The 26,002-nt window shown below is 28.9% G+C and carries 24 protein-coding genes and 1 other annotated feature; of the genes, 8 read left to right on the top strand and 16 right to left on the bottom strand.

The window, feature by feature from the left end; translation table 11 throughout:
* Positions 1–16 precede the first annotated feature (16 nt).
* Complete coding sequence (locus tag DR024_RS04190; protein WP_099313834.1) at positions 17–1,768, bottom strand: phosphoenolpyruvate carboxykinase (ATP); 1,752 nt, start codon at positions 1,766–1,768, stop codon at positions 17–19.
* 151 nt (positions 1,769–1,919) lie between these two features.
* Positions 1,920–2,630 carry a lysophospholipid acyltransferase family protein gene (locus tag DR024_RS04185; protein WP_027098139.1) on the bottom strand — a complete coding sequence of 237 codons (711 nt, stop codon included), beginning with the start codon at positions 2,628–2,630 and terminating at the stop codon, positions 1,920–1,922.
* 134 nt (positions 2,631–2,764) lie between these two features.
* Between DR024_RS04185 and DR024_RS04180 the strand changes: the two genes are divergently transcribed.
* Positions 2,765–3,634 carry a ComEC/Rec2 family competence protein gene (locus DR024_RS04180; protein ID WP_055184554.1) on the top strand — a complete coding sequence of 290 codons (870 nt, stop codon included), beginning with the start codon at positions 2,765–2,767 and terminating at the stop codon, positions 3,632–3,634.
* Between the two features lie 9 nt (positions 3,635–3,643).
* On the opposite strand, the gene DR024_RS04175 is transcribed toward DR024_RS04180, so the two are convergent.
* Both DR024_RS04175 and DR024_RS04170 read right to left on the bottom strand, forming a co-directional pair.
* Complete coding sequence (locus DR024_RS04175; RefSeq protein ID WP_111918206.1) at positions 3,644–4,441, bottom strand: ribonuclease H-like domain-containing protein; 798 nt, start codon at positions 4,439–4,441, stop codon at positions 3,644–3,646.
* A 14-nt stretch (positions 4,442–4,455) separates the two neighbouring features.
* Positions 4,456–5,184, bottom strand: coding sequence for an HAD-IB family hydrolase (locus tag DR024_RS04170; RefSeq protein WP_027098142.1), 729 nt, complete (start codon positions 5,182–5,184; stop codon positions 4,456–4,458).
* Positions 5,185–5,357: 173 nt separating this feature from the next.
* Here DR024_RS04170 and DR024_RS04165 point away from each other — a divergent pair, with 173 nt between their 5' ends.
* The 3 genes from DR024_RS04165 to DR024_RS04155 are packed head-to-tail and all read left to right on the top strand — an operon-like array spanning position 5,358 to position 7,502.
* A complete protein-coding gene (locus DR024_RS04165) occupies positions 5,358–5,579 on the top strand; it encodes a FeoA family protein (RefSeq protein ID WP_027098143.1) in 222 nt (73 codons plus the stop codon).
* A gap of 11 nt (positions 5,580–5,590) precedes the next feature.
* Positions 5,591–7,354 carry a ferrous iron transport protein B gene (feoB, locus tag DR024_RS04160; RefSeq protein ID WP_027098144.1) on the top strand — a complete coding sequence of 588 codons (1,764 nt, stop codon included), beginning with the start codon at positions 5,591–5,593 and terminating at the stop codon, positions 7,352–7,354.
* Between the two features lie 16 nt (positions 7,355–7,370).
* Positions 7,371–7,502, top strand: a complete 132-nt coding sequence (locus tag DR024_RS04155; RefSeq protein WP_081663621.1) for a FeoB-associated Cys-rich membrane protein — start codon at positions 7,371–7,373, stop codon at positions 7,500–7,502.
* A gap of 335 nt (positions 7,503–7,837) precedes the next feature.
* Here DR024_RS04155 and DR024_RS04150 read toward each other — a convergent pair whose 3' ends face one another.
* Together DR024_RS04150 and argS are read right to left on the bottom strand one after the other, a co-directional pair.
* A complete protein-coding gene (locus DR024_RS04150) occupies positions 7,838–9,025 on the bottom strand; it encodes an AI-2E family transporter (protein ID WP_111918204.1) in 1,188 nt (395 codons plus the stop codon).
* 290 nt (positions 9,026–9,315) lie between these two features.
* Positions 9,316–11,007: an arginine--tRNA ligase gene (gene argS / locus DR024_RS04145; protein WP_055184556.1), complete on the bottom strand. Its 1,692-nt coding sequence runs from the start codon at positions 11,005–11,007 to the stop codon at positions 9,316–9,318.
* 38 nt (positions 11,008–11,045) lie between these two features.
* Positions 11,046–11,250, bottom strand: a binding site (T-box leader).
* A gap of 129 nt (positions 11,251–11,379) precedes the next feature.
* Here argS and DR024_RS04140 point away from each other — a divergent pair.
* Positions 11,380–12,897 (top strand): Ppx/GppA phosphatase family protein, encoded by a 1,518-nt coding sequence (locus DR024_RS04140; protein ID WP_027098146.1) that lies wholly within the window; start codon positions 11,380–11,382, stop codon positions 12,895–12,897.
* Between the two features lie 47 nt (positions 12,898–12,944).
* Here the strand turns inward: DR024_RS04140 and trmB are convergent, their stop codons facing one another.
* From trmB to DR024_RS04120, 4 genes are all read right to left on the bottom strand, one after another.
* Positions 12,945–13,586: a tRNA (guanosine(46)-N7)-methyltransferase TrmB gene (trmB, locus tag DR024_RS04135; RefSeq protein WP_027098147.1), complete on the bottom strand. Its 642-nt coding sequence runs from the start codon at positions 13,584–13,586 to the stop codon at positions 12,945–12,947.
* Between the two features lie 82 nt (positions 13,587–13,668).
* Positions 13,669–14,706, bottom strand: a complete 1,038-nt coding sequence (locus tag DR024_RS04130; RefSeq protein ID WP_055253452.1) for an NHL repeat-containing protein — start codon at positions 14,704–14,706, stop codon at positions 13,669–13,671.
* A gap of 17 nt (positions 14,707–14,723) precedes the next feature.
* Entirely contained in the window at positions 14,724–15,746 is a 1,023-nt protein-coding gene (locus DR024_RS04125; RefSeq protein ID WP_055253450.1) for a phosphodiester glycosidase family protein, read from the bottom strand.
* Between the two features lie 233 nt (positions 15,747–15,979).
* Entirely contained in the window at positions 15,980–17,434 is a 1,455-nt protein-coding gene (locus DR024_RS04120; protein WP_146742883.1) for an LCP family glycopolymer transferase, read from the bottom strand.
* Positions 17,435–17,594: 160 nt separating this feature from the next.
* Here DR024_RS04120 and DR024_RS04115 point away from each other — a divergent pair, with 160 nt between their 5' ends.
* Positions 17,595–18,560 (top strand): biotin--[acetyl-CoA-carboxylase] ligase, encoded by a 966-nt coding sequence (locus tag DR024_RS04115; RefSeq protein WP_055253446.1) that lies wholly within the window; start codon positions 17,595–17,597, stop codon positions 18,558–18,560.
* 54 nt (positions 18,561–18,614) lie between these two features.
* Here DR024_RS04115 and asnA read toward each other — a convergent pair whose 3' ends face one another.
* On the bottom strand, positions 18,615–19,628 hold the full coding sequence (gene asnA, locus DR024_RS04110; RefSeq protein ID WP_027098151.1) for an aspartate--ammonia ligase: 1,014 nt from the start codon (positions 19,626–19,628) through the stop codon (positions 18,615–18,617).
* 138 nt (positions 19,629–19,766) lie between these two features.
* Complete coding sequence (locus DR024_RS04105; RefSeq protein ID WP_027098152.1) at positions 19,767–20,717, bottom strand: L-lactate dehydrogenase; 951 nt, start codon at positions 20,715–20,717, stop codon at positions 19,767–19,769.
* 312 nt (positions 20,718–21,029) lie between these two features.
* Here DR024_RS04105 and rocF point away from each other — a divergent pair, with 312 nt between their 5' ends.
* Positions 21,030–21,926: an arginase gene (gene rocF, locus DR024_RS04100; protein WP_027098153.1), complete on the top strand. Its 897-nt coding sequence runs from the start codon at positions 21,030–21,032 to the stop codon at positions 21,924–21,926.
* 63 nt (positions 21,927–21,989) lie between these two features.
* The gene (locus DR024_RS04095; protein WP_027098154.1) at positions 21,990–22,601 is read left to right on the top strand and encodes a 3'-5' exonuclease; all 612 of its coding nucleotides are present in this window, start codon (positions 21,990–21,992) and stop codon (positions 22,599–22,601) included.
* 51 nt (positions 22,602–22,652) lie between these two features.
* Here DR024_RS04095 and DR024_RS17555 read toward each other — a convergent pair whose 3' ends face one another.
* From DR024_RS17555 to DR024_RS04075, 4 genes are all read right to left on the bottom strand, one after another.
* The gene (locus DR024_RS17555) at positions 22,653–22,988 is read right to left on the bottom strand and encodes a hypothetical protein (protein WP_146742882.1); all 336 of its coding nucleotides are present in this window, start codon (positions 22,986–22,988) and stop codon (positions 22,653–22,655) included.
* 113 nt (positions 22,989–23,101) lie between these two features.
* A complete protein-coding gene (locus DR024_RS04085) occupies positions 23,102–23,344 on the bottom strand; it encodes a hypothetical protein (RefSeq protein ID WP_055253443.1) in 243 nt (80 codons plus the stop codon).
* Positions 23,341–24,228: an ABC transporter ATP-binding protein gene (locus tag DR024_RS04080; RefSeq protein WP_027098156.1), complete on the bottom strand. Its 888-nt coding sequence runs from the start codon at positions 24,226–24,228 to the stop codon at positions 23,341–23,343. The genes DR024_RS04085 and DR024_RS04080 overlap by 4 nt, the downstream gene beginning before the upstream one ends.
* Before the next feature lie 9 nt (positions 24,229–24,237).
* A complete protein-coding gene (locus DR024_RS04075) occupies positions 24,238–25,815 on the bottom strand; it encodes a hypothetical protein (protein WP_146742881.1) in 1,578 nt (525 codons plus the stop codon).
* Positions 25,816–26,002: the final 187 nt, after the last annotated feature.

Below are 26,002 nucleotides of genomic sequence, written 5' to 3'. Positions count from 1 at the left end.
CACCGGCTCTTTTATACTATCTTTCAAACTTTTTTATTTCTTCAAATAATTCTATAGCAGCATTTCTTGGTCCGTTCTTTTCTAGTCCTTTTACTCCAAGACACGTTTTTATTTGTCCTACTTTTACACCAATGTTGAACATAGCTTCAAAGTATTCCTTAATCAAGTCATCTGTTTCTTCAACCTTTTGTGCTGGACCAAATGGATTCGCAAAGAATGATTCTACTAAACCTGTTTCTGTTGTAGTTCCCTTAGCCATTCTTGCTCCTGCTCTAAATACTTTAATTGCATCCTCTGGAGTATTAAAATATTCTAATGAATGTTGTCCCTCTTCAACCTTTGTATAATTATTTGCATAGAAGAAGAAGTCTACATTGTATCCTCTAACAACTTCCTTATATGGAGTTATTGGCATTACTAATCTAGCATTAGTCTTATCTGGATTCATGAATATACTTCTATCCATTTCTTTAAATGCATATCCTTGATCTAAATCATCAAGTCTTACAAATGCACCTATTTCTGTACCATAACCAACAATCTTATTATCTTCAAGCTTAAATGTACCCATATCGTCAAATAATATAGTCATATTAGAAATATAATCTTCACTTAATGATCTAAATGCTTCTATACTTTCTGACTTACCAGCACCACTGTCTCCCATTATAACAACATTTGCTGTGTTACCATCCTTAAGTTGAATATTAACCATTGCCCCATGGATTGGTAAATATCCTTTTCTTATCATTCTTAAGTTGTGTAATGTTAAACACATCTTTTTCATATATCCAAAGTAATCTATTTTATCTGAGTGATTAACATATCCAAGCATTATATCATTCTTCTTGTCTTCATAGAATACTGTCTTTAACTCTTCATTATCATCAGTTGCCCCAAATACATAAACTATATCAGGCTTTCTACCTCTACATTCTTCTTTTCTAGCCATTTCAAATAAGTTACATAGAGTTATTCCATGTTCCATGTAATCTCTATGGAAATATACATATGCTAGAGATTCCCCAATTTTTGCTGGATAACAGAACCAATGGTCACTATTAATATTTGCATCTTGTAGTGGATTCTCAAATACTTCAGTAAACATTCCATCTCTTGTAGATCTCTTTGGATAAGTAATGAATGGTGTTTCTAAAAGTATTGAATCAATAAAAGGAACATATTCTATAGCTTCATACCCTCTAGGTATTGGCCACATCATCATACCAATCTTAATACAAGAGTTACCACCAGCTGGAATTTGTCTAAATACTTGTGGTTCTCCTCCTATAACATTCTTCTCTACTTTTCTATATAACTTTAACACTAGCTTAGAAAACTCTGCATTTGCTTCTGTAAAACTAACTGCTGCTAGTCCATGTTCTATTGAACCTGTATGAATTAATGTATATCTTTCTAATCTTCTCCAGAAAAGATACAAGTCTTCTACTAAAGCTACAAATTCATCCTTATCTGCTAAAAGCTCTACGTACCTAGGATTACTTTCACTTATTTCTCTTGCACTCATTACAGTTAAGCACTTAAAAACTTTAATTATATCTTTTCTTAACTCTGCTATGTCATCTGTTCCTAATGTCTTCTTTACGTATCTAAAGGCAAGAGTATTTTTCTTTTCCGATTTCTTTAGATATACATCAATTACTCTTCTAAACCCTTCACTTTCAAGTAACATCTCAAATGTTTTACAGTACTTTGCTGTAAAGTTGATTATTACTTTATCATTGCTCATTGAAAATTCTTTTCTCATTTCTATGCCCCCTAATGAATTTTTTATATTTGTAAAATTGCATTTTTTGCTTTATAAACCAATATTAATATGATTATAACACAAGAAATGCAATTTTGAAACATTCAAATTTGCATTTCTTATGAATGTAATTGTTTAACACGAACTTTTTTTATATTTTTTCATATAAACTACGCACACTTTCTTCTACTCTTAACATTAGTTCTCTTTCTACTTCCTTAGAAATATTTTCAGTTTCTATAGCTTCCCCAAAAATAACTTTAACTTTTCCAGGTACAAATTCTTTACTATCTTCAAAACAAGCAGATGTACCTTTTATTGCAACAGGAATTATTGGTGCCTTAGATTTGCTTGCTATTTTAATACTCCCCCTTTTAAACTCATGTATTTTACCATCTTTGCTTCTTGTCCCCTCTGGAAAAATAGTAAAATTATATCCATCCTTTATATTATTCACAGCTTGATTAATTGCCTTCATTCCTTCTCTTATATTATCTCTATCTATCGTTACACTCTTTACATGAGTAATCCAATATCCAATAAGAGGTGCTTTGGCTAATTCTTTCTTAGCCACAAAATCTAAAGTTCTTTGAGTTGAATATCTCATAACTGGTATGTCTAATATACTTTGATGATTTCCCATAAATACACATGTTTTATCTGGAATATTTTCAAATCCTTCTACTTCAATTTCCATTCCTATTATATTTATAGTAAAATAAGTCCATTTTCTAAAAACTTCTTGAGCATATTTCCAGGCTTCCTCTTCCCCCTTGAACTTTTCTATATAATCCCTCTTAATTCCTTTTAGTCTCATAATAAGCATATAAACTACATAACGTACATACTTTATATATTTCATTTTTCCACCTTCTCTCTTAGATTAAAATAATTATATCCTTAAAAATTTTATTATGCAATGTAATCATTTTTCTTTATTATAATAACTTTTGATGTTACACTAAAATATATTATACAAAGGAGGAGGTTATTTATATGAAGAAAAAACTTTCTATTATAGCTATTATTTTAAGCTTTTTTTCACTTTTCTTATTAGGCTGTGAAAAACAAAATGAATCTATAGGGCAAACTGCAGGAGAAATGACCGTACACTATATAAACGTAGGTCAAGGAGATTCCATTTTGATACAAGTAAATAATAAAAATATGCTTATAGACGCTGGTCCTGGAAAAAGTAAAGATATGTTGCTTAAGTACTTAGATTCGTTAAATCTAAAAAAAATTGATTATGTAATTGCAACCCACCCTCATGAAGACCATATTGGTAATCTTGATGATGTAATTAACAAATATGAGATTGGTGCATTCTATTCACCTAAAGTTACTCATACAACTAAAGCTTATGAAAATATGATTAAAGCTTTAAAAAAGAAAGATTTAAAGATTAATGTAATAAAAGAAGGAACTAATTCTATTGACTTAGGAGAAGGAACTAAGGTTTCTGTTTTCTCACCTATTAAGGCTGAATATAAGAAAGGTTCCCAGCAAGACTTTAATAACTATTCTCCAGTAATGAAAATTGAGTTTGGAAAAACATCATTCTTATTTACTGGTGATGCAGAGGCAGAAGTAGAAAAAGAAATACTTAATAAAGGATATGATGTTAGTGCTGATGTATTAAAATTTGGCCATCATGGCTCTTCAACCTCAACATCTGAAGCCTTCCTAAAAGCTGTTAATCCTTCTATAGGTGTTATTCAACTTGCTGAAGATAACACATATGGTCATCCTCATAAAGAAACATTAGACCTTATAAAGAAATACAAGCTTCGCGTATACAGAAACGATAAAGATGGAGATATAGTTTTATCCTCAGATGGTACAAATATTATAAAGAAGAAATAAAGGAGATTGCTACTTAGCAATCTCCTCTTTTTCTATAATTATATCTTCAAGTTGCTCTTCATCTTCTTCTGACTCTTTAGCAACCTCATCTAATATTTCTTCATCAATAATTTCAATATCTTCAATTGATTTTATTTTTGAAACTTCATCCTCTTCCTTATCTTCAAATATTATACTCTTCCAATTTACAAAAATGTGATAAAGATTTACAACATCTTGTTCATTATATAATAATATTTTCTCAATCTTCTCCCTAGGCATCCTCTTAATATAGTCTTTATCCTTCATTACCTTATGAAATGTTTTAGCTAAATTTGAACCACTTATTACTTCACTTTCTCTTATTATCCCAAATTGCTTTTCAAGATTTTTTAACCCTATAGAAGTTTTTCTTTCTCTTTCATACTCTTTCTGAATATCAACTGATGCAAATTCTTCATTGAAGTTGTAAATAACTCCATACTTTTGGAACAAATAATTTATTACAGTAAAATCATTATTTCCAGAGAAAGTTACTATAGCTTTTTTGCCTTTATTTTTCATAGATATAAAATAGTTTTTAGCTAAATAAAGAATATCAAGTCCTTCATATCTATTTTCTATCATATATTGAGTAACTTCTAGAGATTTTGTTCTGCTATTATAAACACAAGCACCAAACACTCCTATACATTTTGGTTTTTTATACACATAATGTTCCAAATCAAAAAAAATCATATCCTCAGGTAAAAACTCCATACCTTCGTGATTAATCATAAGGTCATTAGACACATCATCAACTCTCAAGATGTTTTCTCTAATTATCACAGTACCACTCTTTTCTACGCAAATTGTAGGTTATTAACATCTAAATTATAAGTTACATCCTTTCTTTCTACTATGACATTAACTTTTTTCTTTAGACTTTCATCATTAATAACCTTTCCTAATAACTCTTTTGTCGGGTTCATACAATAGGGATTTCCAACCATATTTAGCATAGTATAATCCCCAGCTGTATCACCATAAGCATAACTCTTATCTAACTCTATATCATATAGCTTTACTAATTCATTAATTGCTTTTTGTTTACTCTCACTATCCCACATAGGAATTACATCCCCTGTATACATATTATGTTCATCTTGAACATAAATTGACCCTCTAAAATCATCAAATTCATATTTTTTAGCCATCTCTCTTACAAGTTCATATGGAGAACCTGATACTGTTATTATAATATGCCCTTGTTCTTTATGCCACTTAATTCTATCTCTAGTAAAAGTGTACACTCTATCACCTTTTTGTTCAACTACCCTCTTTGCTATAAAATCTATTTGATCTTTTTTAAGACCTTTTATAGCATCCATATATATATCTACCATTTTTAACAGATAATTATCATAATCACCTTGACGTTTATCCCACCTAACAAACTCAGGCCTTACTTCATTATACCACTTTTCACCCTGTATTATCTCATATTTAACTAACTTCTTAAAAACTTCAGTTATTAACCCTTCCCTATATACAGTTCCATCAATATCAAAAAATGCTGCGACTTTTTTCACAATCTATACCTCCTTTAATAATATATATTGTTTCTATTATACTTAGTTTTTATTTTTTCGCAAATTTAATTAATTATTAATGAAATTGAGATTTACTTTCATTGACATTTTTATCTTTAAATGATAGTATAATATTGATAATGATTTTCATTCAATTTTTAGAGGTGATTAGAATGTGTTTATGCGAATTAGAATTAGGGGAAATTGGAACAATTAATGAAATAAAGGGAGATTCAAAGTTAACAAAAAGACTTTGGGCTCTTGGTTGTATAGAAGGAACAAAAATACAGCTAAAAAGGGTTGCACCATTAGGTGATCCGATAATAGTAAACTTAAGAGGATTTGATTTGGCTATAAGAAAAAAGGACGCTAAAAATATTTTTATTCAAAAGTAAGGGGGATTTATATGACAACTATTGCTCTTCTTGGTAATCCCAATGTAGGTAAAACAACATTATTTAACGCTTTGACTGGTTCAAAACAATATGTTGGAAATTGGCCAGGAGTAACTGTAGATAAAAAAGAAGGTTTTTTTAATGATATTAAAATTGTAGACCTTCCTGGAATATATGCAATGGATACTTTTTCAAATGAAGAAAAGGTAGCTAAAAACTTTTTAGAACAAGATGATGTTGATTTAATATTAAACATTGTTGATGCTTCAAACTTAGACAGAAACTTATATCTAACTACTCAATTAAAACAATTTAATAAGCCAATTATTTTAGCTGTAAATATGGTAGATATAGCAGAAAATAAAGGAATTATTATTGATTATAAAAAATTAGAATCTTTATTTAATATAAAAGTTATGCCTATATCAGCTGCTAAAGGAACAGGAATAGATAAGCTTAAAGAATTCATTTCAACAACTACTATTAGCAAACCTAATGATATTGACAAGTTTAACTTTAAGGACGAAAAAGCTGCTTATAAGTACATAGAAAGTGTTTTAATAGAGTGTAGTAAAGTACCCGATAATAAAAAGGTTTCTTTTACAGATAAATTAGATAAAATATTACTTAATCCATTTTTAGCTTATCCAATTTTTATTCTAATGATGGTATTAATGTTTCAAATTACATTTTCATGGGTTGGACAACCTTTATCAGATATGCTAGATGGATTACTAAATGATTCCTTTATGCCATGGTTAAGTGAATTATTATCAAATTCGTCACCTTGGTTCCAATCACTTATTGTAGATGGAATAGTTGGAGGAGTTGGAGGAATACTTGTTTTACTTCCTGTAATACTTTCACTTTTCGTTTGTATTACAATATTAGAAGATAGCGGGTATATGGCAAGAGTTGCTTTTATAATGGACAAGCTTATGAGAAAAATGGGTCTATCGGGAAAAGCATTTATTCCTATGATTGTTGGATTTGGATGTTCAGTTCCTGCTATTATGAGTGCTAGAACCCTTGAAAGCGAAAAGGATAGAAAACTTACTGCTTTACTTGTTCCGTTAATGTCATGTAATGCAAGATTACCTGTTTATACAGTTTTTGCAGCAGTATTCTTTGCTGATCACCAAGGACTAGTAGTTGGTTCACTTTACTTCTTAGGAATATTACTTGCATTCTTAATAGGTATATTATTTAAGAATACAATTTTCAAGAAGGACGAAGAACCTTTTATAATAGAACTACCTGAATATAAAAAGCCTGAATTCAAATCAGTTCTAACTCAAACTTTAGATAAGGGTAAAAGCTTCTTAAAGAAAGCTGGTACAATAATATTTGCTATGAGTGTAGTTATTTGGTTATTATCTAACTTTAGCCTTAGCGGAATGGTTGATAACGTAAATGATAGTATCTTAGCTAACATTGGTTCCTTTATAGCACCAGTATTTACTCCATTAGGATTTGGTAACTGGCAATCATCAGTTTCTTTATTATCTGGGTTACTAGCTAAAGAAACAGTAGTTGCTTCTATGGGAGTTATATTTGGCGGAGATTTATCAGTAACATTAGCTTCACATTTCACTGCATTATCAGCTTACTCTTTCTTAGTATTTGTATTACTATACACTCCATGTGTATCTGTAATTGGTGCAATGAAAAAAGAATACGGAACTAAACTTACACTATTCTCAGTAACTTATCAATTAGTATTAGCATGGGTTGTTTCATTCTTAGTATTTAACATAGGCAAGTTCTTAATTTAGAAAGGTTGGTGATATTATGGAAATCTTAATTACTGCAGGAATAGTAACTTTAGCAATTTTCATAATTTATAAAAACATAAAAACATCTTCTAAAGGAAAATGTAATTGCGGCACTTGCTCTAAAAACTGCCCAGCCAGAAAAAATTAATAAATAAGATTTTTAAAGACTGCATCTTAATTGCAGTCTTTTTCTATTCTTTATGAAATTATATGCCTCTGGTCTTTTGATTACATTGAATTCCAAAGTCCAGAGTGCACTGAAAAAAATCCACCACTCGGCAAGCTCGTCTTGACGACTTTTTTATAAATAAATTATTGAAAAATACTATCTACAATAAATAAACATATAAATATGTATTTATATAAATATACAAAGATATAAATATATATTTATACCCTTTCTTCATCTTAATAAAACAAAATATAATTCCATTGCTTCACCTTTATACTTCCCCAGACGTTAAAAACTCAGTAGTATTTAACCTACTGAGTTTTTTCTTTATCTATATTATCCTTACTATCTATCTTATCCTCATTAAAAAAATCTTCTTCTCTTGTATCAAATCTTTTCATAAGATTTTTATTCCTTGCCTTGAATAAATTCACCTTTCTTTCATAATATATGTTTATAGTTGCCATAGTAGGTGATGCAAGTAACATTCCTATTGGACCAAAGAATCCCCCACCTATTGTAACTGCTAATATTATATAAAATGGTTTTACTCCTACTTTATCACCTATAAGCTTAGGATCTAAGTACCACGCATCAAATTGTTGAAGGGCTAGTAAAAATACAAATATTGTTATAGCCATAGCTGGAGATACAAATATACCAACAGCTGCTCCAACCACTTCTCCAACAAATGGTCCAAAGTATGGAATCATATTAGTAACACCAACTATAATTGCTAATAACGGTGTATATGGTGCACCAATTATCATAAGTCCAAAAAATGCTAATACTCCTATTATGGCTGAATCTATAGCTTTAGTTCCAATATATTTACCTATCATTTCATGATAAGTTCTAACTAAACCTATTAATTTTGTTCCTTTCTCTTCTTTTAATATCATATAAGTTAAAGTTTTAACTTCAGTAATAAATCTTTCTTTATCTAATAATATATAAATTGAAATTAAGAATCCAAATCCTATTTTTACTACGTTTGTAGTAATTGATACTATAGAAGATACAGAACCGTCTAAGATTCCAATTATAATACTACTCATTTTTCCAGATATAACACTTATATTATCTAAAAGTCCAGTGCTATTTATTAAGTCATAAAGATTTTGATTTTTTAACGCTTCATTAATCCAACCTTGTACAGTTTCCATGTATTTAGGTATTTCAGATGTAATTGATATTATACTATCAACAATACTAGGAACAATATATAATGCACCTATTACTATAGCTCCTCCTATTAATAGATATGTACTTAAAATGGATACGCCTCTTTTCATCTTTAATTTTCGTTCAAATAGATTCATTATTGGATTAATACAATAAGCAAATATCATTGCGTATATGAACGGAGATATTACAGACATTGTTGTACTTATAAGGTTTAAAAACATTTGATAATTGTCAATTAACTTATATCCCACAAGAGCTATTAAAACTATTACTAGAATGTCTCTATACTTTATATATTTATTAAAAAACAAACTTTTCCCACCTCTCTATAAAAAAGTGGCTTCGCCACGTTTTAGCGAAGAAGTCACTTTTTTCAGCCATACCACAGGTTCCAAAACTTGCTTTTGGTGTTCTGTGGCGGCACTATAATTTTTATTTTTTAACGTCTTCACATATTTTTACCACTTAATCTCGGTATCCGTAAGGTTTGCTACTCAAAAATTTTATACTTTTCTAGACGTTTAAAATTATTATAATTATAGCATATTTTTATCAATAATAAAGAGTATGTATTATACAAATACATACTCTCCTATCATAATTACATTTTTTCTACTACATCTATACCTAAAAGGTCTAATCCATTCTTTATAACTTGAGCAGAAGCTTCAACTAGCTTTAATCTTGTTGCCTTTAAAACTTCATCTTCTAAGTTTAATATTGAATGAGCATTATAGAATTTATTAAATGCCTTAGCAACTTCTATAGTATATCTTGTAACGATTGATGGCTCTAATTTATCTAATGCTAATAAGATTTGATTTTTAAAGTTATCTAAAGTCTTAACTAATTCAAATTCTTCCTTAGATGATAATTTACTATACTCTACTTCCTTGCTAATTCCTTCAGCTCTTCTTAAGATACTCTTTGCTCTAGCATATGCGTATTGAACATATGGACCAGTTTCCCCATCAAATGAAAGGATTTCTTTCCAATCAAATACTATATCCTTTTCTCTAGAGTTCTTTAAGTAAGTGAATATTACAGCACCTACCCCTATCTTCTTAGCTACTTCTTCTTTATTTTCTAATTCTGGATTCTTTTCATTAATAACTTCTAAAGTTTTTTCTACTGATTCTCTAATTAAATCATCAAGTAAAACAACTTCTCCCTTTCTTGTAGAAAGCTTTCTATCAGCAAACTTAACTAATCCAAATCCTACATGCACACAATCATTTGCCCACTCATGTCCAGCCAATTCTAGCACTTTAAATACTTGTTTAAAATGTAGAGCTTGAGGTGTTCCTACAACATATATACTCTTATAGAAGTCATATGTCTTCTTTCTATACATAGCTGCTGCTAAATCTCTTGTTGCATATATTGATGCTCCATCAGCCTTTAAAACTATGCATGGTGGCATATTATAGTCTTCTAGCATAACTACTTGTGCACCATTACTTTCAACTAAAAGCTTCTTTTCTTTTAATTCATTTACTACAACCTCCATCTTATCATTGTAGAAAGCTTCTCCGTTGTAAGAATCAAAATTTACTCCAAGTATATCATATACTCTTTCAAATTCCTTTAAGCTTAAGTCTCTAAATCTCTTCCATAAAGCCTCTGCCTCTGGATCTCCATTTTCTAAAGCTTTAAAGTATGCTCTTCCTTCATCTTCTAATGATGGATCTTTTTCTGCTTCATCATGGAACTTAACATATATTCTTAATAATTCTTTTATTGGATCAGCTTCTAAAGCTTCTTCATCTACCCATCTATGATAAGCTGAGATAAGCTTACCAAACTGAGTTCCCCAATCCCCTAAATGATTTATACCTATTGCATTATATCCTTCTTTTTTATACATCTTGTATAATGCATTACCAATAGCTGTTGTGAAAAGATGTCCTACATGGAAAGGCTTAGCTATATTAGGTGAAGAATATTCAACACATACATTTTTTCCTTCTCCAATATTAGAAGCTCCATAGTTATCTCCTTCTTCTAATACCTTTTCTATTGTATTTTTACTGAATACACCTTTATCAACAAAGAAATTTACATATGGTCCTAGTTGTTCAACCTTTTCAAATCCATCTTTATTTATATTTTCTGCTAATTCACCAGAAATCATATTGGGTGCTTTTCTCATAACCTTAGCTAATTGAAAACATGGAAATGCATAATCCCCCATTTCTGGTCTTGGTGGAACTTCTATTAATCCTTCTATCTTGTCTAAATCTAAATCAACATGTTCTTTTATTAACTCTGCAATTTTCTTTTTATAATCCATATTTATCCTCCTAAAATAAAAAAATCGCCTCTTGAATAACAAGAGACGGAAATATCCGCGGTACCACTCTAGTTGCAATAAAATTGCCACTCAACTTTTTAACGCAGTATTCTGCGGCCAGTCTTACTCAATTCAGATGGCATCTCAGAGGCTCTCTTCCAAACTAACCTATTCACAGGGCTTACACCCTCCCCTGCTCGCTTTAGAAATCAGTTAGAGTACTCTTCTCTTCATTGATTTTCTATTATCTTTTATACATTATACCTATAAATAACTTTTAATGTCAATATTCATTTTTACATAACATTTTTCTATACACTATAGTATAATAATATTATTATTAATCTAATTATATATCTTAAGGAGTTATTTATGAATAGGGTTGGTGTTATAGACATAGGTTCTAATGCTATTAGATTTATGTTGACAGAAGTTGAAGAAGGTGGGTACTTTCGTATTATAGATGAATTAAGTACCACAGTTAGATTAGGATACGACTTAATTGATAATGATTTTATTTCTGATGAAAAGATACAAAAAACAATTAGCACGCTAACTACATTTAAGTCTCTTGCCTCTGTTTCTAAGGTATGCGATATTGTAACTGTTGCTACTGAGGCATTAAGTGCTGCTACAAATAAGGATAGGTTTGTTCATACTATAAAAGAAGCACTAGATATGGATGTTATTGTACTTTCTAGCGAGGAAGAACTTTATTTTAGTTACCTTGGTGTTACAAAAAGTATCTACTTTGATAATTCTCTTTTAGTTGATGTAGCTGGTACTTCTACTTATATAGCTTGGATATTAAATGGTGAAATAAAAGAAAGTGTAACCTTGCCTATAGGTAGCGTAAACTTAACATACAAGTATAATCTTCAAGATAGAATACTTAGGGATGATTTAGAGGGCGCAATTACAAAAATCTATAGTGAACTATCAGATATAGAATGGTTAGGAAACAATACTTTTGATTCTATAATCGGTGTAGGTGGAACAGTCCGCGCTATTGCAAAAATGAACAGAATAAAAAATAGATATCCTTTTGATATCACACATAACTACATAATGACTGATTATGATGTTCATGATATTTATAATCTTTTAAAAAGTAAGGATTATAAGCTTAGAAATAAATTCGATGGTTTATCAAAAGAAAGAGCTGATATTATAGTTGGTGGAGTTTCTATATTCCATGAAATAATTAAGTATGTTAACGCATCAAAAATAATCGTGTCTGGTAGAGGTCTTAGAGAAGGTATAATGTATGAGTACATAAATACTCATTTTAAACCTATAGAAGACATTCTAGATTATAGTATAAATGGTATATTAGAAGATCTTCACATTAACAAAGAACATGCTAAAAACGTGTATAACCTTAGCACAAAACTATTTGAAGCTTTCAAACCATTACATCATTTAGGCAATGAGTATGACCATATAATAAAGACAGCTGCTATGTTACATGATTGTGGTACATCAATAGATTACTATAATCACCATAAACATACTTTTTATATTATTTTAAACTCATATATTAATGGATTAACACATAAAGAACTTTTAATGAGTGCATCAATTGCAGCATCTCACAGAAATAATAGCTATCATGTTGCTTTACCTCAGTTCTGTTCAATAATAAATAGACTGGATTTTAAAGTTATTGAAGAATTAGGGGTCATTTTAAAAATTGCTGAAGGTCTTGATAGAAGTCTTTCTGGTGCAGTAAAAGATTTAAGTGTATCTATAAATGAAGATACTGTTGAGATTAAACTATATTCTTGTTTAAATCTTGATTTAGAAATTTCTCAAGCACTAAGATGTTCAGATAAGTTTAAAGAAGTATACAGCAAAACCTTAACTATAAAAAAGGTTTGCTCTAATTAATAAACAGAAAGGAGATATCAAAATTACCTTTTGATATCTCCTTTTTTCTACTTTAATGTTGCAATTAAACACATAGTCTTCATACCTAATGAAGTAAACTTTGTTTCATACTCTGTCATTATATTATTCTTAAAATCTGAGTTATGTAAATCATAAGTTAAGAAATCTATATTAAATCCACATTCCTTAAAATACTCTTGTGAATCATTGAATAAGTCTGTATCATCAGTTTTAAACCATATTTGTGCTCCTGGCTTTAAAAACTTCTTATACTCATTCAAAAACCTTATATGAGTTAATCTTCTCTTATTATGTCTATCCTTTGGCCATGGATTACAGAAATTTATATATATCTTATCTATTTCATCTTTATCAAACAGGTCTGCTATAAAGCTTATATTTAAAGCTACTATTCTAGCATTAGTTAATTCAGGTTGGACTTCCTTAACCTTTCTTAATGCATACACTAATACTTCATCTTTTAAATCTACAGCTATATGATTAATATCAGGATATCTTTTGCAATTTTCTGTTAAGAATCCTCCTCTACCACATCCAAGTTCTAAATGAATAGGATTGTTATTTCCAAACTCTTCTCTCCATTTTCCTTTTAAATCAGCTGGTTTGCTTATGAATATATTACTCTCTTCTAATTCAGGTCTAGCCCACCACTTTTTTCTTAGCCTCATATGTAAAAATCCTCCTAGGAACGTTTTTCGTTAGCGAGTTGTATTATACCATATATATTAATGAATATACAATTATACTTCTTTAAACCTCTGTTGCACTATCCACATCTTTTATATTTTTAATATAAATATAACCTTCTTTATTACTATATATAATCTTATCGTTCATACTAACAAACTTTCCTTTATATGAAATAGTTTCACCAGTAGTTTTATTTAGAACCATCCCTTTTAAATTATCATTAATAAGGATTTCTCCATTTTCAGTTACATAAATATCTTCTTTATTTTTGCTTTCATCAAGTGCTAATGATTGCCATTCACCTTCCTTAGTATTTAAAGAACCATACACTATTCTGTAGATTTTATCTCCTTCATATTCACCGAAATAAATATTATCATTGCTATCTGTTCCTAGCACATCTAGTTTCCCAGAAATATTTAGATTTAACTTTTTACTTTTTCCATTTGTATAACTATAAAAGCTATTTCTTGACTCATCTTCACAGATTAGTATATCTTTATTTTGAAAAGCAGCAATCTCCCCTAAATTCTTTATATTATGAGATACCTTAGTAAGTGTTTCATTAATATCAATTCTATAAATTGTTGGTCTACTACTTCCCCATGTTAATGCAATATATTTAACACCTGTTTTACTTGATACCTCTAATCCATTAATCTTCATACTATTAGAATAATTGCCTAATTCTTTTATTTTATGTTCAGTTTTTGAATTTATATCATATGTATAAAGCTGTACTCTATCGTTTATATCTCTTATAACTAATATAATTCTATTTACATTCTCTATCCAATCCGCATATAGTATTTCATCAGAATCCTCTATTGATATTTCATTCTCTTCACCATTTTTAGTGTTTATAGCATATAACTTATCATTATTAAAATATGAAATATATCTTCCTGAGTATGAAACTTTTACATATTCTATATTATTAGGAATGGTAACATTAGCTTCTACTGGCTTAACTTCTACTTTCTCAACTTTAAAATCTGAGGAATGCTTAAAATACATCCTCTCTAAAATGTATAGCCCTCCAGCTTGTAAAGATAATGATAATAAAGCCCATATTACAACACGTTTTAAGTTTTTCATATATATTACCTCACCACTTATTTAACTATGAATGCAGATGCTATTGGTCTTTCACCTAAACTATTAGAAGGATTATTAATTACCTCTCCATCATAATACATAGTTGCAGATTTCCCACCATCAAGCATTGTTGCTGTAACACAGTCTAACTTGTACATAATTTCTTGGCTTTCTTTTAATGTGGCTGCTATCCTTCCTCCAGGAACCTTTGAATCTAACACAACTAGCACTATAGCACCATCTCTTCTTTGTCCAATTAATGTTCTTGGAGCAGTTCCTAAGCCACCATCTCCTGATATTTTAGTCATTTTACCGTTTATAACTAATACTGGACTTGCTCCCTCTGGTGTAAATGTAAGAGCATCCACTACATTCTGTTCTTCTAATTGCTTTAATGTATAGCCTCCTACTAAAAGTCTTCCATCCTTCGTCATAGCAGCTACATCATAACGCCCACCTGGAGCATCATCATTTAATATCTTTCCATCGGAAATTAATACCCCAACAGGTATACCACCATTGGATGTCCACAATTGGCTACCTTCTTCATCTGTAAAAGCTCCTCCATTAATAGCTGCTACAGCATCATAATTTTGAGCTATTTGCGATGTAGTTTCACCTTCTTTAAACAATTTTGATGTAACTCCAACCTTAACCCTAGTAGGATCTTTTACTATTAATACATGACCTGTAAATTTACTGTTATCAGTTAAAGTAGCCACCTCTATACTGTCATCCTTTACCTTTGAAATTTCTATAAGGCTAAAATCTTGATTTTCATTTGACACAACTTCCTGACTTTTACCTAAAATCTCATCAATTTGATCTTGAGATAAAAATGTTGTTGCTAACCACTGATAGTGCATTGAAGACATTGCTGTTCCAACAAATGTTCTTTTTGCATCTTCAAAAGGTCCATATAAAATCATAAATGGAGCTGTTACCCCTGTAAATATAATCATAAAAGCAAAAAAGGCTAATACTACTTTCCAGCTCGTTTTCTTATTCTTTTCCGATCTCGTTATCTTTTTTCTCCCCATGTTACCACCTATACTATATCTATTTTTACTTATAAAATTATATCTTTTTTTACACAATACTTCAACACAAGTAATAATTTTGTAATAATATGAAAAAGGGGTGGTTAATATTTATTTTGCTTGTTCCCTGTCAAGTTCCAAATCACATGGAAACAAATATCCATCCCACTTCTAGTAAAAGTGAAAAAAGATGAGATATAAATCATCTCATCTTTTTGCCTATAATATTCCTTTTAAGTAGTAGGCCCATCAACCTTTCCATCAGGTTCTTCTGGCGGATTCACTGGAGGTTCAGGATTATCTGGAGGTGTTGATTCATCTGGCTTTTCATATTTATACAGCTTTATCTCAATAGTACTTCCCACTTTTATAGAAGCTCCTGAATTTGAAACATATCCAACTTTACCATCTAAATTTTTATCACTTGTTGTAATAAAACTTGATTTACTAACATTAAAATTAAGTCCTAAATTCGCCAAAATATTCTTCACTTCACCAACATCTTTTCCAACTAAGTTTTTAGGAACTTCCACTAACTTTGGTGCTTCAGGCTCTGTTGGCTTATTTGCCGGCTTTTCCTGCTCAATTTTATCTAACTCATCATCATTTTCTTCAATATGAGTAGGCTCTCCATGTTGTTGCTTATATTCATTATTTAAAGCATTGTAATTTGCCATTACACTATTAAAATGATCCTTATCTATATCTTCACTAGAATATGGTTTATCATTATAGATAAAATCATTTAGTATTTTTCCATTCTGCTCTTTATCTGTTAATAAAACCCATCCTTTATTTCTATATAAGCCACCTTGAGATAATTCAGTAGCAGGAATTTGCAATTGTTCAAATTTAAGTTCTCCAAACTTAGAAACCGTATATGCATAATTTAATAAGGTTAATGGTTCTATATTAGTCTTAACTGATGGCAATAAGTCATATAAAAGACCTGGATATTTAACTACGCTTACATCCATCATTTTTTCAGCTACTATATCAAGAACTCTTCTTTGACGTTCTGTTCTTTCATAGCTTCCATTACCAACTTTTCTTATTCTTGCATATGCTAAAGCCTGCTGTCCATCTAAATGTTGTAATCCTGATGTAGTTAAAGGTGGTGATTTTACATCTCTAACTTCTCCAATAAATTTATTAATTTCTGGAATTTCATAATCTTTTACATCCACTTCTATTCCACCAATACCATCTATTATATCTTCAAATCCCCAGAAGTTAACCATTACATATTTATCTAATGTAAAGTTAAAATTCTCTTTTATGGTCTTCATTAATAATTCTGGTCCACCTAATGCTAAAGCAGCATTAATTTTTTGTTCACCATATCCTGGTATATCTACAAAAGTATCTCTCATTATTGAGGACAACTTTAACTTCTTAGTATTATTATCTATTGTTGCAATTATAATAGAATCTGATCTTGCCCTCTCATTAAGATCTCTAGCATCTGTACCTATTAATAGGATATTAGTTATTCCTGGTACCTCTTCAAATGAATCTTCTGTTGTTATATCTGATATATCTGAATTACTGTATATCTTACTTCTAACATAAAAATATCCAAATACAACGGATCCAACTAATAAAGCTAGAATAATGGATATTGTTATTATAATTTTAGTCTTCTTTGACATTTTCTTTTTATCTTTCTCTGGCTTCACCTTACTCACTCCTTTTCCCACTTCTCTTCATAATAATATTATTACAAACAAAATTCAATAAATAATTACGAAATACTTAATATTTTGTAGACTACTTAATCTTTTTTATTATTTTCTATGTTATAATATGCAATATGTTAAGTTAATAATCTATTGTGGGAGATTTTTTATGAAAGAAGAAATAATCAAACTTCTAAAAGAAAGTGACAACTATGTATCAGGAGAAGAAATTAGCAAAGGTTTAGGAATAACTAGAGCCTCTGTTTGGAAACATATAAAAGTTCTAAAAGAGGATGGATACGAAATTGTAGGAGTATCTAATAAAGGATATAAATTAGTTAACTCTCCTGACTTAATATTAAAAAGTGATATAAATAAATATTTAACTACTAGATATATAGGACAAAATATAGAATACTTTAAGTCACTCTCATCAACTAATGATAAAGCAAAACTACTTGGAAATAGCATTGATATAAAAGATGGAACAATAATAATTGCTGAAGAACAAAGTGGCGGAAAAGGTAGATTAGGACGATACTGGTCATCACCTAAAGGTGGATTATGGCTGTCAATTATATTAAGGCCTAATATTGAACCTACAAACGCTCACAAAATTACTCAAATAGCTTCTGCCGCCTTAATCAAAACATTAAATAACTATGGAATAGATGCAAAAATAAAGTGGCCTAACGATATATATTTAAATAACAAAAAAATATGTGGAATATTAACAGAAATGAAATGCGATATGGATAGAATAAACTATATCGTAGTTGGCGTTGGAATTAATGTTAATATAAATTCAAATGATATTCTAGAGGAACTAAAAAATACTGCAACATCTTTAAAGATAGAGACGAATATTAGTTATGATAGAAATAAACTTCTTGCTTTATTTCTAAATAATTTCGAATATTTATATATTGATTTTATAGAAAAAAATATATATTCAGAGGTTGCTGAAATTAGTAAAACTCATTCTCTTATAATAAATAAGCAAGCTTTTCTTGTTACTTCAAGGGGGAAAGAGAAAGTTAACTGTATTGGATTAGACGATAATGGCGAATTAATTGTTTTAGACGAAAATGGAAATAAAAAAAATATTTTAAGTGGTGAAATTACTTTTAAATAATAAGCATCCTATATTAAAAATAAGAGAAATTGCAATGCAATTTCTCTTATTTTTCTATAATAGTCTTATTCCGTTTTCTTCACATATCCTATGGTTTTTTTCATCCCAAACAGAAGCTTGCACTTCTCCAATATGAGCTTTTCTTAGAAAGTACATACAAATTCTTGATTGTCCTATTCCTCCCCCTACTGTATAAGGAAGTTTTCCTTCTAATAACAATCTATGAAACTCTAATGACTTTCTTTCTTCACAGCCTGTCTTTTTTAATTGGTACTCTAAAGCGTCCTTATCTACTCTTATTCCCATAGAAGATAGCTCTACAGCTCTATCTAAAACTGGATACCAGAAAAGAATATCTCCATTTAACTTCCAATCATCATAATCTGGTGCTCTTCCATCATGTTTTTCTCCAGATGCTAAAACATCTCCTATCTTCATTATAAACACAGCTCCATGTTCTTTACATATTGCATCTTCTCTATCTTTAGGAGATAAATTTGGATATTTATCTTCTAATTCTTGAGATGTTATAATGAATATTTCATTAGGTAATTCCTTTTCTATACACTTTAATTCATTAGCTACAAAGTTCTCTGTTTCTTTAAATACACTATATATACTTCTAACTATCTCTTTTAACTTCTCTTCATTTCTTTCTTCTTTTAAGATAATCTTTTCCCAGTCCCATTGATCAACATAAATTGAATGAATGTTATCTAAGTCTTCATCTCTTCTTATAGCATTCATATCAGTATATAACCCATGTCCAGGTTCAAAACCATATCTATATAAGCTTAATCTTTTCCATTTAGCTAAAGAATGAACAATCTCTACATCTTCTCCTGTTGCTTTTAAGTCAAAATTAACAGGTCTTTCAACTCCATTTAAATTATCATTTAATCCAGTGGATGCTCCTACAAATAACGGTGCTGATACTCTAATTAAGTCTAATTTTTCTGATAAAGTTCTTTCAAAGAAATCCTTAATTTTTTTTATATGAATTTCTGTTTCTATAAGCGTTTCTTTTACTTCATAATCTTTTGGAATTATTATTCCATCTACATCCATTGTTACGCCCCCTTAAAGTTTATAAAATAAATTATACCAAATTACTTAAAGTTATTGAAGTATATTATCTAAATAAAAGTACTAAATCTCTCCAAAAGTAAGAAAGAAACACTATTAAAAAGTGTTTCTTTCTTACTTTTATTTAATACATTCATTTAAATGCTTCTTTAATATGTCTGCTGATTTCTTTAATTTATCTTCTTCTTCACTATTTAAAGATATTTCTATAACTTGTTTTATACCATTTCTGTTAACTATTGATGGTACTGCAAGATATATATCACTAATACCATATTGTCCTTCAAACAAACTAGATACAGTTAAAATTGAATTTTCATCTCTAAATATTGCTTCCACTATTCTATTTACAGCAAGACCTATAGCAAAATAAGTTGCTTTTTTCCTACTTATAATTTCATACGCTGCATTTTTAACATCATCTTCTATAACTTTTTTAATTTCTTTATCCCACTCTAAATTAACTCCCTTAGAATAGTTATCTAAGTCTTCAACCCCTATTCTTGCATTGCTCCAAGTAACAACTTCACTATCACCATGCTCACCTATAACATAACCATGCACATTATTATTATTAACTTCAAAATATTTACCTAAAACATACTTCAATCTAGAAGTGTCAAGTACAGTACCTGATCCAATGACTCTTTCTTTAGGGAATCCTGATAGTTTATATGTGATATAAGTTAAAATATCTACAGGATTAGATACAACTAATAGTATTGATTCTGGACTTAGTTTAGCCAATTCTGGCACAAAGCTTTCAAAAATCTTATAGTTCTTATCAATAAGATCTAACCTTGTTTCTCCATCTTTTTGACCAGCTCCAGCTGTTATTATAATTATATCTGAATCCTTTGTTTCACTAATTCCACCTGCATATATATTAACAGGTTTTACAAATGAAGTTCCATGAACTAAGTCCATTACTTCACCTATTGCCTTCTCCATATTTATGTCGTATATACAAATTTCCGTTGCTATTCCACTGTTCATTAAGGCGTAAGCTGTTGTTGCACCTACAAAACCTGCTCCTATTATAGATATCTTTCTTTTTCCTTCTCCAATCATTTTCAACCCTCCTATATTAGTTCTATTACTTAGTTTTACTATATAGATAATATTTTATTCCCGTTACAAATATTATATCTCATATAATAATTATTATCAATTAATTTTAGGAAATATTTTCTTTTTATTTGTACTTATTTTTACTTTTTTTTCGTATTTTACATATAATAAATTTGAATTTAAATTTCTAATTATCCCAAACTATAATAATAATATGAAATTTTTAAAATATTATTTACATTAAACTTTTAAAAGATTAATATAGTACCTGTAGCTATTTTAAAAATTTGTTAGCATACTTGGAGGAATGAAATGAAGATAAATATTATAGGAGTTCCTTTGTTCTATGGTTGTGATAAACCCGGTGTAGAAAAGGGACCTGATATTCTAAGAAAAAATGGTTTAATTGATGTATTTACTAAAAAACATGAGGTATGTGACTTAGGAAACGTAAAAGTAAATAAAGTATCCTCTGAAAATAAATATAAATGTAATAACAAAATGAAGTATTTAGATGAAATAATTAATATAAATAATGAATTAGCTGATAAAGTTAATAACTCTTTTGATAATGGTGCATTACCTTTAGTAATTGGTGGAGATCATGCTCTTGGTATGGGAAGCTTAGCTGGTTGTGGTAAATATTTCGGACAAGACCTAGCTGTAATTTGGGTAGATGCTCATGGAGATATAAATACACCAGAAACATCACCTTCTGGTAATGTTCATGGTATGCCTTTAGCTGCTTCTATGGGCGTTGGATATGATTCTTTAATAAATATTTATTATAAAGGTTGTAAAGTTAATCCTAAAAATGTTTATATAATTGGTGCAAGGGATCTAGATAAAGGTGAAATTGAATTAATTGAAAATAAGCATTTAAATGTTTGGACTATGAACGATATAAAAGAAAAAGGATTAGAAAAATGCTTGGAAGAATTAATTTCTACTTTAGATTCGTCAAACATAAATAATGTTCACTTAAGTTTTGATATAGATTCAATAGATCCTACTTTTATTCCTGGTACAGGCACACCTGTAGTAGATGGACTAACTATGGAAGGTGGAAAAAAGATTATAAAAGACTTATTAAATACTAATCTTATTAGATCTATTGACTTTGTAGAATTTAATCCAAGCTTAGATAAGGAAGATATTACTTTAAATAACTGTTTAAGCCTTTTAGAAGAAATTAGTAATAATCTATAGTTCCTAAAGTTTTAATTATGATATAATATTTTTATTATAATCGCTTCAACAGGAGGAACTAATATGAAGTTATTAATCTTTGATACTGAAACAACAAGTATTAAACCAGGACATATTTGTCAATTAAGCTATATTACAATAGATGCTTCAACAAAACCACAACAAACAATAGGAAAAAACTTTTTCTTTACAGTTGACGAAATGGATCCAGCTGCTGAAGCTGTTCATGGGTTTTCTTTAGAAAAACTTTATGATTTATCTAATGGTCAATATATTGAAGATTTAATTGAAGAGTTTATTAATGATTTTAGTGAAGCCGATTTTGTTATAGGTCATAATGTTAATTTTGACGTTAGATTCTTAAAATTAGAACTTGAAGCTATGGGAATTGACTATGAGCCAAAGAATATGTTCTGCACAATGCAATACTATAGAGATATATGTAAAATTCTTAGACCAAGTGGAGATTATAAAAATCCAAAACTTGAAGAAGTAATTAATTTTTTAGGAATTACAAAAGATCAAATATCAAGTAAGGCTGATGAGCTATTCCAAGGTAGTGGTGACTATCATGATGCTAGATTTGATACTGCAGCAACTTACTTGTTAATTATAGAAGGTTTAAAGAAGGGCTATATCCCAAGAGGATATTTTTCAAAAAAATTATTAAATTAATTTAGAAAGAGAAATTGCTTTGCAATTTCTCTTTTATATAATATCAAATAATTATATATGCCTTTTTCTTCCTATACTTTTATAAAACCCCCATAAAAATACAATTGATAGTATAAAGTAAAATAATTTCACCTTAACTCTAAAAGAATCATCTCCAACATCTAAAAAGAATCTATGAGCTAGCACTCCATATTCTTTAGTTATCTTTCCCCTCCATAAAAATTCTTGAATAAAATATCCAAATGTAACAAGTGTCATACTAATAGAAATACTTCTTGTTACCCCTATACATAAAAGTGTAAAAGATATTACAAAGATTTGGGTGATTAAAGAATATATAAGTATAGTTTTTATATTTGCATGTCCATCTATCCTCATTCCAATCAAAACATTAATAGCCGTACAAAAATATATTGGTATATAGATAGAAAGGAAGGTTATTAGCTTTCTTATAACATAAATATTACTTTTACTACCACCAGCAATAATAGAAATATCTACTATATACTATTGGTATAATCCATACCTATAATAAACAATATACATGTTGTACAAAATAGCAACATCCAAAAATTTATTACACCTTCAAATACTCCTATAGTTGAAAAATATTCTTTACTACCTAAATTCTTAAATTTTATTACTATAAAATATATATTTATAAATAATGCTATACCCATACCTATCTTCAATATAGGTACTTTTAATATGTTTTCTATATGCTTAAAGTATTCTTTTATCATATATTCCACCCATTTTCATATTTCATACTATGGATTATATATGAGTCCTGTAACGTTGGTATAATATTTTGTGAATTTTCTACTTCGGCTTTCTTACTTATATACCTTATCCTAAAACAATCACCATCTATAATAGTAGATATAATTTTCAGCTTATCCAAATTCTTAACATATTCCTCTCCAGAGAAGGTTACTTCCCACAATAATCCCATTACTTCTTCTATAAAACTTTCTTTTGAACCTTTATATATTAATTCTCCATCTTTTAACACAATTAAATAATTACAATAATTCTCTATATCCTCAACTATATGAGTAGTTACAAATACTATTCTATCTCTACTTATTCTAGGAAAAAGCTCCCTAATAATATTTCTCTGCTCTGGGTCTAATCCTACTGTAGGCTCATCCATTATTATTACTTTTGGATATCCTATTAATGCTTGAGCAAAACCAAGCTTTTGTTTCATGCCACCTGAATACTCTTTAATTTTTCTTCCAATAAACTTTTTCATATTCAGAGTATTTACTATTTCATCTATATGCTTACATCTTTCCAATCCTTTAATTCCCTTTTTTAATGACGCAACTATTTGGAGAAACTCTTCACCTGTAAGATTATCATATACCTCAAAATTCTGTGGTAAGTACCCCAAACTATTTCGTATATCCTTTAAGTTCTTATCATATGATAAGCCATTTAGCTCTATACTTCCCCCTTGAAGTTTATATAATGTTGTTATAAGCTTCATAAGTGTACTCTTACCTGCTCCATTAGCTCCTAACACCCCTATTAATCCATCATTAACTTCAAAAGAAATATTATCTAATGCTCTTAAGTTTTTATATTCATAACTCACATCACTTACCTTCAAGTTATTCATAGCCTTCTCCTAATTTCTATAAATTTTATTTTGAAAATCTAATTCTCCTATTAAAACGTAATCTTTATATATATTTCTAACTAAATATTGCTTATCACTTCTTGGTGTGAAAATTATATTTGTTTTTTCATTTAACATACTTATTTCATCTTCATTAAATATACTATTAACTACTTCTACTTTTTCTCTAGAATCTATTAACTCTATATTTCCTACATAAGTATGATTATCATACTTCTTTTCTTCAATATTTCCCATCACTAAAAAAATCTCTTTATCCCTTCCCTCATACTTCCCAGCACTTGTTGAATTTAGATTACTGTATATCTTTTTATTACCACTTTTAATTATATTCAAGCTATATTTTTTATCATATCCCCTATATTCTCCCTTTGGATACCATTCAAAATAATCTGCTAAAAATATACTACTACTATTGGAGAAATACTTTTTACCTTCTCTCTCACCAAAAGTATTAATTATCCCCTTATATTTAATGTTTATATTAAGAGTTCTATCATATGTATCTCTATTAATTATTATGTTATCTCCATCTCTTTCAAATGATATATCTTTGTTATTCAAAGAAAGTTCTGTAACTTCCAATTTATTAAATAACTTTAGTTTTATAGTAGACAAATTGTCATTCACCACTTCTATTTTTATATTACAATCATTTTTAAATTCTTTATTAATATTAATTTTCATATCATATTCAAGTATATTAAATCCATCATTGTTTTCTTTGTTTTCATCATATAAAATACCAATATTATCAGTTGCCACACTATATTCTACAGGTTCAAACTTTTTTGTATTCAATATAATTAAAGATATTATTCCAATTACAACAACGGTACATATTATAGATTTAACACTTATTAAACCTTTTTTACCATCTCCTTCTCCAATGTATAATAATATTAAAGACAAGATAATTATTAAAGTATAAATAATTATATGACTTTTAAAGACAGATCCTGTAGAAATCAATTCAAAAGTGCTTTGAACCATATCAATATGATATAATGGCGCTAATACATTTGTATTTTTATAAAAATTATTAATCCCCATGAATAATAATAAAATCAATATATATTTAATAATATCAATCTTTATAAATTTCCCTATAAGTAGCCCTAAACCCATAATGGTAAACAAAGACAAAGAACAATTTATTAATGCTAAGCTTGATTGATATAGAAAGTATTTAAACGGAACATTACAAATCCATCCTACAAGAATAAGAGTAATTAAAGTTACAAATAATATTAAACCGGTTATAATTAGGCTAGCACAAACCTTACTTGCAAACCTATTTACTGGCTTTATATTAATTATCTTAAAAACTTCTGTATCACTTGCTCCTATATCTGAAAAAATTATTAGTAAAGGAATATAGATCAAATTTATTGGCAACCAATAATTCTTTAAAAAAGTAACTAATCCAAGATTAAATGAATTGTCTATTTTTCCTGCCCACAAGACTTGTTGAAGACCAAATAAAAAAAGTATTCCAACTATTATAACTATTGGTTTTCTACGTAATTCTATTAGCTCATACCTTATTAAACTTATAATCCTCATAAACCATACCATTCACATTCTTAAAGTAGAGAATATCTACTTTATATTAACTATTTTTGTACTGTTTTCGAGTAATCTATATAATAACTTCTCAACTGCTCTCCATTTCTAAAACAAGCTCTATTCCATTCCTGGTCATTTTATAATCCTTGTATCTAATATTGTATTGGCTTATAGCATGGCCACC

The sequence above is a fragment of the Clostridium paraputrificum genome, from assembly GCF_900447045.1.
Classification (GTDB): Bacteria; Bacillota; Clostridia; order Clostridiales; family Clostridiaceae; genus Clostridium; species Clostridium paraputrificum.
The sequence above is the reverse complement of the archived record's forward strand: the minus strand, read 5'-3'. Positions and strand labels throughout refer to the sequence as shown.